Raw genomic sequence first — 12,702 nt, forward strand, 5'->3', positions numbered from 1 at the left:
GGTCGACACGAGAAGAGGACCAGTAGCGATGAGCCCCGCCGAAGACGATCCCCAGCGCATCCTGATCGTCGACGACGAGCCGGCCGTGCGCGAGGCGCTGCAGCGCAGCCTCGCCTTCGAGGGATACGGGACACAGGTCGCGGTCGACGGGTACGACGCCCTGGCGATGGCCGAGGCCTACGCCCCCGACCTCATCGTCCTGGACATCCAGATGCCCCGGATGGACGGCCTCACCGCGGCCCGCCGCATCCGGGCCACCGGCTCGACCACGCCCATCCTCATGCTCACCGCCCGCGACACCGTCGGGGACCGGGTCACCGGCCTCGACGCCGGGGCGGACGACTACCTGGTCAAGCCGTTCGAGCTGGACGAGCTGTTCGCCCGTATCCGGGCCCTGCTGCGGCGCAGCTCCTACGCGTCTGCGGCGGGCACGGACATCCCCGACGACGACGTGCTCTCCTTCGCCGACCTGCGGATGGACCTGTCGACCCGCGAGGTCACCCGGGGCGAGCGGCGGGTCGAGCTGACCCGCACCGAGTTCACCCTGCTGGAGATGTTCCTGTCCCACCCGCGCCAGGTGCTGACCCGGGAGCAGATCCTCAAGGCCGTCTGGGGCTTCGACTTCGAGCCGAGCTCCAACTCCCTGGACGTGTACGTGATGTATCTGCGCCGCAAGACGGAGGCGGGCGGCGAGCCGCGCCTCGTCCACACCGTGCGCGGGGTGGGCTACGCGCTGCGTGCGGGCGGGAGCGGGGAGGCGTGAGCACGGCGCGGCCCCCCGCGGGCGAGGCCGGGCCCGCCGCGAACCGGTTCGTGCGGCGCTTCCGGGCGCTGCCGCTGCGCTCCCGGCTGGCGATGCTGGTCGCGACGGCGGTCGCGGTGGCGGTCGCCGCGGTGGCCGCCGCCTGCTGGCTGACCACCCGGGACCGGCTGACCGAGCAGCTCGACACGACGCTGTCCCAGGTCAGGCTGGACCCGGACGCGATCGGGCTGCTGGCGACGTCCTGCACGAGGGGGCTGCCCGCTGAGCTCCAGGTCGTGACCGGCCCGTACACGATCCAACTGGTGCCGGCCGTGGGCGAGAAGCCGTGCACGGTGCCCGGCAGGTCCGCCATCCCGATCGAGCCGGTCGACCGGGCCGTCGCCGCCGGGCTGCGCGACGACACCACGCACACCACGACGGCCGAGGACGGCACGCAGATGCGCGTCCATACCTCGCCCGCGGGCCAGGGCCGCCCCGGCGTCGCCGTCTCCGTCGCCGTCTCCATGAAGCAGGTCACCGACCCGCTGACCCAGCTCGCCTGGGTCCTGCTCATCGTCTCCGGCATCGGCGTCCTCGGCGCGGGCGCGGCCGGGCTGTGGATCGCGCGCGCCGGTCTCCGGCCGGTCGACGAACTCACCGAGGCCGTCGAGCACGTGGCCCGCACCGAGGACCTGACCGTACGCATCCCGGTGGACGGCGAGGACGAGATCGCCCGGCTCTCCAGCTCGTTCAACTCGATGACGGCCCAGCTCGCCTCCTCCCGGGACCGCCAGGCGCAGTTGATCGCGGACGCGGGCCACGAGCTGCGGACCCCGCTGACCTCGCTCCGGACGAACGTGGAGCTGCTGGCCCGCAGCGACGAGACGGGCCGGATGATCCCGCCGGAGGACCGCAAGGCGCTGATGGCCTCGGTGAAGGCCCAGATGACGGAGCTGGCCGCGCTGATCGGCGACCTCCAGGAGCTGGCCCGCCCCGACGCGGCCGAGCCGGGACCGCTCCAGGTGGTGTCCCTGCACGAGATCACCCGCACCGCCCTGCGCCGCGCCCGCCTGCGCGGCCCCGAGCTGACGATCACGGAGGACCTGGCCCCCTGGTACGTACGCGCGGAACCGGCCGCCCTGGAGCGGGCGATCGTCAACGTCCTGGACAACGCGGTGAAGTTCAGCCCGCCGGGCGGCACGGTCGACGTACGGCTGCACCGGGGCGAGCTGACGGTCCGGGACCGGGGCCCCGGCATCCCCGCCGAGGATCTCCCGCACGTCTTCGAACGCTTCTGGCGCTCCCCCACCGCCCGCCGGCTCCCCGGCTCGGGCCTGGGCCTGTCCATCGTGGCCCGTACGGTGCACCAGTCGGGCGGCTCGATCGCCCTGCGCCCGGCCCCGGACGACGGCCCCGGCACCGTGGCGACGCTCACGCTGCCGGGGGCGCCGACGCCACCGCCGGGAATGTGAGGCGGGGGCGGTCGCTCCTCACCCCGTCGGGTTGTGCCGGATCAGCGACTCCACCAGGCCGGACCGCTGGTTCGGGTAGTCCAGCGGGACGATGCCGAGCCCCATCCACCCGGCGGTCTCCGCGCGGTCGAGGAAGGAGTGCACCTGCGGGTTGAGGCGGTCGGCGTTCCAGCGGGGCGGCATCAGGGCGGCGGTGGAGACGTAGTTCATGAAGAACATGCCCGGCTGCTGGGCCGCCTTGCGGAACTGGGCCTCGATCTTCGGGTACTTGGCGAACGGCTCCGCCATGTAGTCGTCCTGGATGTCGAAGAGGGCCCGGTCCCCGTACCGCACCCCGGGCAGCCCCCCGTTGTCCGCGAGCAGCACCACCTTGCCCCGGGCCCCGCCGAGGTCGGGCAGGGTGGGGTCGAGGCGGAACAGGGACCGCCAGCCCCTCCTGTCCAGGTAGTCGTCGAAGACCGCCCGGAACGCGGCGTCGCTCTCCTCGGAGTACTCCTGCTTGACCCGCATCAGCACGGTCTCGGTCGGCCGCGCGGCCAGGAAGTCCCGGCAGGCGACGAGGACGTCGCCGAACATCAGGTTCTGGAACGAGGCCCCGTGGTGGATCGCGAACGAGCCGTCGGTGATCCGGCACCGTACGTCGAGGAAGCGGATGCCGCTCTCCAGCTGCTGGGCGATCGTGGTGTTCTGGCACTCCGACCAGGGTCCGCCGAACCGGGCCCCCGAGTCGTGCGTGCCCGGGATCGTGAGCCGCCGGAGCGCGGTGCCGTCGGGCAGGGCGGCCATCCAGTCCTGGGTTCCGCGGACCGCCTCCCGCGTGGCGGCCACGGCGGGCGCCGCGCCGACGATCGCGGTGGCGGAGACGGCGAGGGCGCCGGCCAGGAAGCCCCTGCGGGAGGGCCGGGACAGGGACTCGGGCGTGCGCGCGGGGCTGGTGCTGGACATGCGGGGTGCCTCCGAGGGCCGTGGGGGGAGGGGGTGCCGAACCCCCTGGGCCCTTGGATTCTGACGGGCACACGTCACCTCTGGAAGAGGGCGGGCGCCGCCGGACACGCCCCGGCCCCGATCCCGGCTCAGCCCGCGTGCTGGTACGAGGGATAGGTGACGTACCCCGTGTCGCCCCCCTGGAAGTACGTCGCCGGGTCCTCCGGAGCGATCGGCAGCCCGGCGCGCATCCGCTCGACCAGGTCCGGGTTGGCGATGAAGGCCCGGCCGAAGCTGATGAGATCGGCTCCCAGCCCGAGCCAGCGGTCCGCGTCCGGACGTCCGGCGCGCTCGGCCCCCATCGGCAGCACCGGGTTCATGATCAGAGTGCCGGGCCAGGCACGGCGCAGGGCGACCAGCACGTCGTCGTCGACCGTCGCCTCCAGGTGCACGTAGGCCGGTTCCAGACGCGCCAGCTCCCCCAGCAGCAGGGCGTAGAGATCGGGGACGTCCCGCTCCTCGACGCCCCAGAACGTCCCGCCCGGCGAGAGCCGGATGCCGGTCCTGGCCGCGCCCACGGCGTCGACGGTCGCCTCCATCGCGTCAACGGCGAACCGCACCCGGCCGGCGAGGGACCCGCCGTAGCGGTCGGTGCGGAGGTTGGCGTTCGAGGAGAGGAACTGGGAGATCAAGTAGCCGTTGGCGCCGTGGAGTTCGACGCCGTCGAACCCGGCGTCGACGGCCCGGCGGGCGGCCGACGCGTAGGACTCGGCGTGCTCGGGCACCTCCGCCGTCTCCAGGGCGCGCGGCACCGGCGCGGGCTGCGGGCCCGTCGGGGTGAACACCTCGCCGACCGCCGCGACGGCGGAGGGCCCGACCGGCCGCAGTCCGGTGGTGTCCGGGTGCGAGACCCGGCCGCCGTGCATGATCTGGGCGAAGATCCGGCCGCCGTTGGCGTGCACCGCGGCGGTCACCGGCCGCCACGAGGCGACCTGCTCGTCGGTGTGGAGCCCGGGCGTACCGGGGTTGGACTGCCCGACCAGGCTCGGCTGCACCCCCTCGCTCACGATGAGCCCGGCGGACGCCCGCTGCGCGTAGTACGTGGCCATCGACGGTGTCGCCAGCCCTCCGGCGGCCGCCCGGACGCGGCTCATCGGCGCCATCACCACCCGGTTGGGCAGCCGCAGGTCACCGAGGTGGTAGCTATCGAAAAGACTCTGGTTCACAGCGCGAATCTCCATGGCTCCATCAGCTCCGTAGCACCCGTGAACCGGGTACGGCGCTACGCTAAAACCTGACATCAATGTGAGGGGCAAGCCCGTACGGAGATCCCGTCGGCGAGGAGCAGGAGGGACGCGCATGCGCATCGGAGAGCTCGCGGCCGTCACGGGGGCCAGCGTCCGGTCCCTGCGCTACTACGAGGAGCAGCGGCTCCTGACGAGCAGCCGCAGCCCGAGCGGCCAGCGGCACTACACGCACGCCGAGGTCGAGCGGGTCCACTTCATCCAGCGGCTCTACGCCGCCGGCCTGTCCAGCCGCACCATCACGGAGCTGCTGCCCTGCGTCGACGCGCCCAGCGAGGAGACCTCCGACGCGGCGATGGAGCGGATGGAGCAGGAGCGGGAGCGGCTCTCCGCGCACATCGACGACCTCCGCTCCACCCGGGACGCCCTGGACGCCCTGATGGCCGTCAACCGGGCCCACCGCAACACGCTGCGCCCGGGTGAGCGAAGTGGCCGCGACATGGACGAAGCGGGTCGTCCCGCTTAACGGAAAACAGCGGAAGAACATATTCGACGCGACCTTTTCCGGAATTCCTCAGGCGCTCGGAAAACCTTTGCCGGAGATCTCGAACTGCCCTTACGCTGAGGCCAATTCGGGGTTCCCGGCGCGCGGATCGGCGACGACCGGACCCCTTTTCTCTCCATCCTCCGAATGTTTCGGAGGGTGGAATCCGTTGCATGAAAAGCGAGGAAAACCTGTGCGCCGCATGACCTCCGCCCTCCTTTCCCTGAGCGCCCTGCTGACCGCCTCCGCCCTGGCCGCCCCCTCGGCCGGAGCCGCCCCGCACAACGACCGCCCGGCCGGCGTTCCCGCAGGCTGGGAGAGGGTGGCCGGAGCCGACCTGACACAGATCACCGGCGCGTCCGGCAGACAGCAGTCCCCGTCCGCGCCCGGCAGACAGCAGCCCCTGTCCGGCTCCGGCGGAAGCGCCTCCGCCCCGGCCGACGAGTCCGGGCCTCTGGCCATCAAGTCGATGCGCAACGGGAGGTTCACGGCCACCGAGGTGAATTACGCGGCCCCCAACACCGGTGCGCTGCGCGCTCGTTCCACCGCGGTCACCGGTGCGTGGGAGAGCTTCGCGTTCGAGTGGGACGAGGCCGACCAGACCTTCGCCATCAAGTCCCTCGCGAACAACCGCTATGTGGCGGTGGAAAAGAACTTCACCGGCCAGGCGCAGAACACGCTGCGGGCCCGTTCGACGACCGCGGGCGGCTGGGAGCGGTTCGAGATCTACCACAACGAGGACCTGAACCTCTACGCGCTCCGCTCCACCCTGAACAACCTCTTCGTCGCGATGGAGAACAGCTACACGGGTTCGCTCCAGTACACGCTGCGCGCCCGCTCCGCCGACGTCACCGGCTCCTGGGAGCAGTTCGACCTGTACACCATCGTCGGCTGACCCCGCCCGCCCGCGACCCGGCCTCTTCCGGCACCCGGCCGGACGGGCCGGGTCGCGGCGTGCGTCCCGGGCCGCGCCACGAGGGGGCACGCCGCGCCCGCCCGCTCGCCCTCAGGAGGCCGCAGCGAACACGGAGAGCCCCGGCCCGTCCAGCTCGTCGAGGGCCGCCCGCCGCCCGGACACCACCAGGAGCAGGGACAGCGCGGGACCCGTCACGTCCGGGCCCTCACCGATCGACAGGTCGGCGTCCGTGGCCGTCAGCCGGACGCGGGCCACCAGCCCCTTCGCCCCGCCGAAGGACGCCGGGGTACGCGCCTGCAGGCGCAGCGCCCGGACCACGGCCTCCTGCGGATAGGAGCGCACCAGGCCCACCGCCCGACGGATGTCCTCGCCGTGGACGACCTCCTCGACCAGCCGGGTGTCGAGCGGGGCCGGAGGGGTCGTCGTCCGCGACGCCACCCGCCGCAGCCGCTCCAGCGTCTCCTGCGGCGAGGCTCCGCGCTCGCGCTCCACGCCGCGCGCGTTCTGGCGGTCGAAGTCGAACCGGGCCCGCACGAGGCCGGCCACGAAGCCGATGCGCGTCGTACGGGCCGTGTCCACCAGATGGGCGGCCACATCGCGCACCGTCCACCCCTCGCAGAGCGACGGCGCATCCCACTGCCCGGCGTCCAGCCGCGCGAGGTCGTCGGCCAGGGCCGCACGCTCGGCGTGCACCATCCGCCAGACCCCGCGCTTCGCGTCGCTCTCCACGGCTGCCTCCACTCGAACCGGTGACCACGTCTGCCGTATGAGACCTCGGGCGCAGCCGAAACTCATCGCGTCCCCGCCCACCGGAAATGGATCAAGAAAGGTGATCTTGTCCAACTGTGTCATGACTTCGTAACAGCGCGCCGACAGCACAACTCCACCGCGTCACGGCCTATCCAACTGGACGTGACCCACGCCACTTCGAGGGGTGGGGATCCGGGCGCCGGACCGGGCGTCCCGCCATGACCGTTCGAGAAACCGGGGAACGACATGACCATCATCCGACGCGCATCAGCCATCGGCGCCGCCGTCACCGCCACCGCCTGCGCCGCGATCGCCCTCGCCCCGGCCGCCGCCGCGGCGGAGCCGGCGGCCCAGCGGGCCGGCGCGGCGCCGAAGGCCGCCGCGGCCGCGAAGTACAACGGCGCCTGCGGAGGCGGCTACTCCGTGGTGAACTCCGCGCAGATCGGCACCAAGGGCACGGTTTTCCTCACCTACAACTCCGCCACCGGCAAGAACTGTGTGGTGACCGTCCGCACCGCCCCCGGGAAGGCCGTGCACATGACGGCCTCGCTCGGGTTCGCCTCTCCCACCACGACCGTCACGGACACGGGGTACTACACGACGTACGCCGGACCGGTCTATCTCGACGCACGCGGTCTGTGCGTGACGTGGCGCGGCGAGATCTCCGGTGAGGTGGCGGGCAAGAACGGCACCAACTGCGGTTCCCTGGCGGCGAACCGGCACTGAGCCCGCGCGGTACGAAGACGGCCCGGCGCGTGGTGTGCGCACACCACGCGCCGGGCCGCTTCCGGCCAACGGGCCTCCCGGGCCCGGGCGCAGGCGTCGGGGTGGCCGTCGGAGGGAAAGCCCTCTCCCAGCGGGCCGGACCGGTCGGCGGCGTGGAAGGAAACAGGGGGAGCGGCATGTCATCGACCAGGGGACGGACCGGGCCACGGAGCCTGGCAGCGTCCGTGCTGACGCTCGGTTTGCTACTGGGCACGGGTGGCGGACCCGCGGAGGCGTCCGCCGGGGCGCAGACGCAGTCGTGGGTCCGTGCCCAGAAACCCACGGCGAAAACGGACCGCAAACCCGCCCCGTCCGGCAGGTCGATGACTCGGATCGACGGCGACTGGTACCGCGATCCGATCGGCCACCGGTCGTACGTGCACCGGCAGGCGGTGTGGGGCCACCGGTCGCAGCTCGAGGGCGGCAAGAACAGGCAGCGGATCGACGGTGGCCGGAACGTCGCGATCGGGTTCGTGGACATCACGGGACTCGGCGACGACGTGGACACCCGTGGTCTGGAAGTGGTGGAGACCGCCGCGCTGAAACGCGACGATCCCGCACTGTACGAGCAGTTGCGCATGGGCGAACGCCCCGGGGTCGAGAGGTTCGTCGTCGTCCCGCGCGCCAACGAGGCCTCGGCGGGCATGGACGGCAGCCACTCCGAACTGCGCGTCCTCGTCTGGGACCTGGCCCTGCTGAGCCGGAACGCGCGCGAACCGGTGCCCGAGGAACGGCTCTTCGTGATCTACAGCGACCGTTCGCCGTGCAGGGAGCAGTGCGCCGACAGGATTCCGGCCACCACGGATGTCATCTACTCCGTCGTGAACGGCAAGAAGGCGGCCGGCGAACTGAACGACCGCATCAACAGCGCCAAGGCGCAGGCCGACGCCGAGAAGTCCACCGTGGCCCGGGAGGTGGCAGCCCAGAAGCAGCTGGTCAAGGAGCGCAAGGCGGCGGAGAAGGAGCGCCTGAGGCAGACCAGGGAGGAGAACCAGTACTTCCGGAACCCCCGCTCCGCCAAACCGTGCGACGGCCAGGCTCTCGGCATGCGCTCCCAGCTGACGACCGTCGCGCTGAGCGCTTCGCGCAGGGCACCGGCGGCCGACCCGTGCGGGGAGAACGACACAGCGGGCGGCACCGCCGACGGCCTGAGCCGAGCGCTGACACAGCCGGTGCACCAGGCGCCCGGCGGGATCGACTTCTCGTCCCTGCAACTGCGCCATCTCTCCGACCCCGGCGACGGCAGCGGTCTGCAGTACGCCTTCCAGGCGCCCCTCTCCGACGACGGTGGCGCCTCTCCCGCGACGGGCCTCGACGCCGCCGATGCCAGCTCCGACGCGTTCTTCGTCTGGCTCGCCCTCGAACCGTCGGCGTTCTGGGTCAACCTCAACCCCGACGAGCCGGACCGCATCGTCGACGAACGGCTCGGCCGCACGGACGCCGGGCGTGTCCTGCTCGAAGCCGATCTGCTGATGAAGAAGACGATCGGCAAGCTCATCCATCCCCACTCGGCACGGGGCCGGAAGTTCTGGGACGGCATCAGCGGGAAGTGCATGTCGTACCGGACGTGGATCCTTCCCGCGCCCGCCTCGGTCCACCAGGACGGTGACGAGCTCTACATCCTCGACGCCCCCCTCGACGTCAGGATGGAGACCCAGTACCTGGAGCAGCGGGGCAAGGCCGCCACCGGCTCGTGCCCCCAGCAGGACAAGGCGACCGAGGACCACAACGAGCGGCACTTCCGCAGTCTGATCCTTCCCGAGCTGAAGAAGGCGATCAACAGCGCGCCCGAGTACGCCGAACTGCGCCGGGTCTATCTCGCCCGGGTCGCCGCCGAGTGGTACCGCGACCTGAGCCGCGCCAAGGAGACCACCTACGGTGATCTTGTCGACACGGGTGACATCGACGACTGGCGGATCAACGGCCCCTGGAAGCCCACCGACACCTTCGACCGGTTCGTCGAGTCGTACACCGAGGGCGAGTTCAAGGTCACCGACAGGACCACAGAAGGCGGGACCACCTACGTACGAAGCTATGTGTACGGCGGCGTCGACCTCAGCAGGATCCCCATCACCAAGATCTCGGGCGACCGTTTCGCCGCGGAGCACGCGAACCTTCCCGAGGACGTCCGGCGCTCACTGAGCGAACCGTCCACCGACGGCCGCGGAGCGATCTGGCTCGGTGCGCCCACACCGCGTCAGGCCGCCGGCCCCGACTCCGATCGCGATTCCGGTCGCGATTCCGACTCCGAACCGCAGGCGCCCGCACCGGGCCAGGCAGCCGACCCCGGTTCGCAGGACGACTCGTTGACCGCCGGTGGGCTGGCTCTGCGCGTGCTACCGGTGTTGGTGGCCGCGGCGGCCCTGCTGTTCTGGTGGAGGCGACGCTTCCTGAACGCAGCCGCCACCGCGAGAACCGGGCGGAGCACCGTGGTTCCCGCCTCACGGGACGGGGCCCAGCGCGACCATGAACAAGACGACTACCTCTGACCCGCCCTTCTGGACGCCGGCAAGCGCCTCCGGCAGCGTCGCTCCGACCGGGTCGTGCGGTGCCGCGACCCGGTGCGGGCCGGTAGGCCCCCGACCGGATCGTTCCCGACCGCGGCCTGGTGAAGCGCGACGTCCTTCGTAACGCCCCCGCCCATGGCGAGCGCTGCCGCACAGGCAGCACGGCCGCATGGCTTTCGTCACAGCGAAAAGACGGAATCCGAGGGCAACTGAGCGCTTTGGTGACGTCTGTCCGTCCCGGGTGACGCCATCCCGCCCCCCCGGCCCGGAATAATCCCCCCGCCCCCTCACAGGATCCCCATACGATCGGCACAGGTCGCCCGCGTGATCGTTCCGCCGTGGCGACCGTCCCTCAGCGTTTTTCCGCCTTTCGGACCCCGACCCAAGGGATCATGTGAAGATTCGCCGCGCTCTCGCCACCGCTGTCGCCGCCGCCGTGACCGCCCCCGCCGTGCTGCTCTCCGTCACCCCCGCGTTCGCCGACACCAAGCCGGCGGCGCAGACGCAGGAGAAGCAGAGCAAGCCGACCATCAAGGATCTGGAGAAGGCCGCCGCCGAGGCGCAGAAGGCGTACGAAGAGGCCGTCAAGGCTCGCGACGAAGCCCAGGTCACGGTTCGGAAGGCCTTCGAGGAACTGTCCAAGGACAGCCACCCCCTCGTGGCTGCCCACAACGCCGCCAAGCAGGCCGCGAAGGACGCCGCAGCAGCCAAGCTCACCGCCGACCAGGCCGTGACCGCCGCGAAGGCCGCCATCGAAGCCCTGCCCACCGACGCCACCGAGGAGCAGAAGACCGCCGCGGCGACCGTGCTCTCCGAGGCCGAGGCGACCGCGACGACGGCTGCCACCGCCAAGACCGCCGCCGACACCAAGGCCGCCGAGGCCAACGACGCGCTCCAGGACGCACGGGTCGCGGCTGCCCGCGCAGCCAGTGTTGCCGACAAGGCCCTGGACGACGCGCTCGCCGCGAAGATCGCGGCCGACGCGGCGCTGGCCAAGGCCAAGAAGGAGGCGGAGGAGGAGGGCCAGGACTGCGAGCCCGAGAACGACCTCACCGCCGAGGTGACCGGCCTGCCGACCAAGCTCGTCGCCGGGACGACCACCGCCTTCTCCCTCCGGGTGACCAACGGCTCCGACCAGCACATGGACGAGGTCATCGCGTACGCCGGAGTCCACGCGACCGACAAGAGCGGTCTCAAGGACACGGGCAAGTTCTTCCGCCTCCAGTGGTCCACCAAGTCGTCCCCGAAGTGGCAGGACCTCAGCCTGGACAGCTACATCGACGGCGTCGGCGCGCTGACGCCCGGTGCCCGTGCCGACGTGAAGATGCGCCTCACCCTCGACAAGGCCACCCCGGCCGGCAACGGTGTCGCGTTCATCGCGGCCGACTTCTTCAACGAGGACGGCTCCTGCGGCGGGACGCCCGGCGCGGACATGTACGAGTTCGACGTCAAGGCCGCCGGCAGCAAGCCCGGCAAGACGGAGGACGCCAAGCCCAAGCCCTCCAAGACCACGAAGCCCGGCGGCAACGGCCACACGCCGCAGGGTTCGGCGTCGGCCACCCCGGCGACGAACGGCAGCCTCGCCACCACGGGTTCGTCGTCCGCCACCACCTCGATCGCTCTCGCGGGCGGTGCGGCGGTGGTGCTCGGCGCGGCGGCAGTGTTCGTCGTCCGTCGCCGGAAGGCCGGTTCCGACGCCTGACGGTAGCTCAGGAGTAGTGCGGTGAAGGGGCGGTGGGCCGATACGGGCCACCGCCCCTTCGAGCTGTTCCCTCAGCCCGTGCGGGAGGTCCGGAACCTGCGCCGGTACTCCGTCGGCGTCGCGTTCAGCCGCCGCCGGAAGGCGCGTACCAGGGTGTCCACCGTGCCGAACCCGCAGACGGACGCGATGCGTTCGAGGGTGGCGTCGGAGGACTCCAGCTCGTTGCGCGCCTTCTCCACCCGGACGGACTCGATGTAGGCGTGCGGGGTCGTGTTCAGCTCGGTCCGGAAGATCCGGGTGAGGTGGCGGTCGCTGACATGCGCGTACGCCGCGAGGTCGACGACGGTGAGCCGGCGGCCGAGGTTGCGCAGGATGTGGTGGCGGAGGTCCTCGATGCGCCGCGTCGCCGAGATCTGCTCCAGCGGAACGCTGAACTGGCTCTGCCCACTGGGTCGTTTCAGATACATCACGAGCTGGCGGGCGACGCGCAGGGCGACGGCCTCGCCGAGGTCGTCGGCGACCAGGGCGAGGGACAGGTCGAGGCAGGCGCTGATCCCGGCCCCGGTCCAGACGTCGCCCTCGCGGATGAAGATCGGGTCGGCGTCGACCTCGATCTCCGGGTGCGCTGCGGCGAGTTGCCGTGCGGTCGACCAGTGGGTGGTGGCGCGTCTGCCGTCGAGCAGCCCGGCGGCGGCCAGCAGGTGCGCCCCGACGCAGACGGAGGCGACCCGTCGGCTCCGCCCGGCGAGTTCCTTCACCCGCTCCACCACCACGGGGTCGACGAGGGCGTGGACCCGCCGCTCGCTGTCGACCTCCACCGAGCCGGGCACGACGAGGGTGTCGATGCTCCGGCAGGCGGCCTCCCGGAAGGTGAGGTCCGGGAGGACGCGGACCCCGGCGCCGGTGGTGACGGGGTCCATGGACTCGGCGGCCAGGACGACCTCGTATCCGTCCGCCTCGTCGGCTTCGCGCCGGGCGAGCGAGAACACCTCCGGCGGACCGGTGACGTCGAGCAGATCGACGCCCTCGAAGAGGACGATGACGACGAGTCGTCCGACGGTGTCCATGTCCGCCCTTCCTGATCAGCCGTACGTCCGGTGGCGGCCGCCACCGGAGACGCATGTCGGTATCTGCAT

At 71.7% G+C, this 12,702-nt stretch carries 11 protein-coding genes; 7 read left to right on the forward strand and 4 right to left on the reverse strand.

From position 1 onward, the window contains the following. The first annotated feature begins 28 nt into the window (after positions 1-28). Positions 29-763 carry a response regulator transcription factor gene (locus tag IE272_RS25835; protein WP_050356837.1) on the forward strand — a complete coding sequence of 245 codons (735 nt, stop codon included), beginning with the start codon at positions 29-31 and terminating at the stop codon, positions 761-763. Next, positions 760-2,214 (forward strand): HAMP domain-containing sensor histidine kinase, encoded by a 1,455-nt coding sequence (locus IE272_RS25840; RefSeq protein ID WP_190008188.1) that lies wholly within the window; start codon positions 760-762, stop codon positions 2,212-2,214. Before IE272_RS25835 ends, IE272_RS25840 begins: the two co-directional genes overlap by 4 nt. A gap of 18 nt (positions 2,215-2,232) precedes the next feature. On the opposite strand, the gene IE272_RS25845 is transcribed toward IE272_RS25840, so the two are convergent. Further along, complete coding sequence (locus IE272_RS25845) at positions 2,233-3,159, reverse strand: phosphatidylinositol-specific phospholipase C (protein ID WP_190008190.1); 927 nt, start codon at positions 3,157-3,159, stop codon at positions 2,233-2,235. Positions 3,160-3,287: 128 nt separating this feature from the next. Further along, the gene (locus IE272_RS25850) at positions 3,288-4,364 is read right to left on the reverse strand and encodes an alkene reductase (protein ID WP_268254203.1); all 1,077 of its coding nucleotides are present in this window, start codon (positions 4,362-4,364) and stop codon (positions 3,288-3,290) included. Positions 4,365-4,497: 133 nt separating this feature from the next. On the opposite strand from IE272_RS25850, the gene IE272_RS25855 reads away from it, so the two are divergent. After that, on the forward strand, positions 4,498-4,908 hold the full coding sequence (locus IE272_RS25855) for a MerR family transcriptional regulator (protein WP_056699965.1): 411 nt from the start codon (positions 4,498-4,500) through the stop codon (positions 4,906-4,908). Positions 4,909-5,128: 220 nt separating this feature from the next. Continuing rightward, complete coding sequence (locus IE272_RS25860) at positions 5,129-5,821, forward strand: fascin domain-containing protein (protein WP_057663998.1); 693 nt, start codon at positions 5,129-5,131, stop codon at positions 5,819-5,821. Positions 5,822-5,932: 111 nt separating this feature from the next. Here IE272_RS25860 and IE272_RS25865 read toward each other — a convergent pair whose 3' ends face one another. Further along, a complete protein-coding gene (locus IE272_RS25865) occupies positions 5,933-6,571 on the reverse strand; it encodes a maleylpyruvate isomerase family mycothiol-dependent enzyme (protein ID WP_229897643.1) in 639 nt (212 codons plus the stop codon). Positions 6,572-6,838: 267 nt separating this feature from the next. Between IE272_RS25865 and IE272_RS25870 the strand changes: the two genes are divergently transcribed. From IE272_RS25870 to IE272_RS25880, 3 genes are all read left to right on the forward strand, one after another. Then, a complete protein-coding gene (locus tag IE272_RS25870) occupies positions 6,839-7,318 on the forward strand; it encodes a hypothetical protein (protein ID WP_057664001.1) in 480 nt (159 codons plus the stop codon). A 362-nt stretch (positions 7,319-7,680) separates the two neighbouring features. Then, positions 7,681-9,846 carry a hypothetical protein gene (locus IE272_RS25875; RefSeq protein WP_190008192.1) on the forward strand — a complete coding sequence of 722 codons (2,166 nt, stop codon included), beginning with the start codon at positions 7,681-7,683 and terminating at the stop codon, positions 9,844-9,846. A 412-nt stretch (positions 9,847-10,258) separates the two neighbouring features. After that, on the forward strand, positions 10,259-11,566 hold the full coding sequence (locus IE272_RS25880; RefSeq protein ID WP_050356845.1) for an LPXTG cell wall anchor domain-containing protein: 1,308 nt from the start codon (positions 10,259-10,261) through the stop codon (positions 11,564-11,566). A gap of 71 nt (positions 11,567-11,637) precedes the next feature. On the opposite strand, the gene IE272_RS25885 is transcribed toward IE272_RS25880, so the two are convergent. Then, entirely contained in the window at positions 11,638-12,633 is a 996-nt protein-coding gene (locus IE272_RS25885) for a GlxA family transcriptional regulator (protein WP_190008194.1), read from the reverse strand. Positions 12,634-12,702: the final 69 nt, after the last annotated feature.

Source organism: Streptomyces anulatus (assembly GCF_014650675.1).
GTDB lineage: Bacteria > Actinomycetota > Actinomycetes > Streptomycetales > Streptomycetaceae > Streptomyces > Streptomyces anulatus.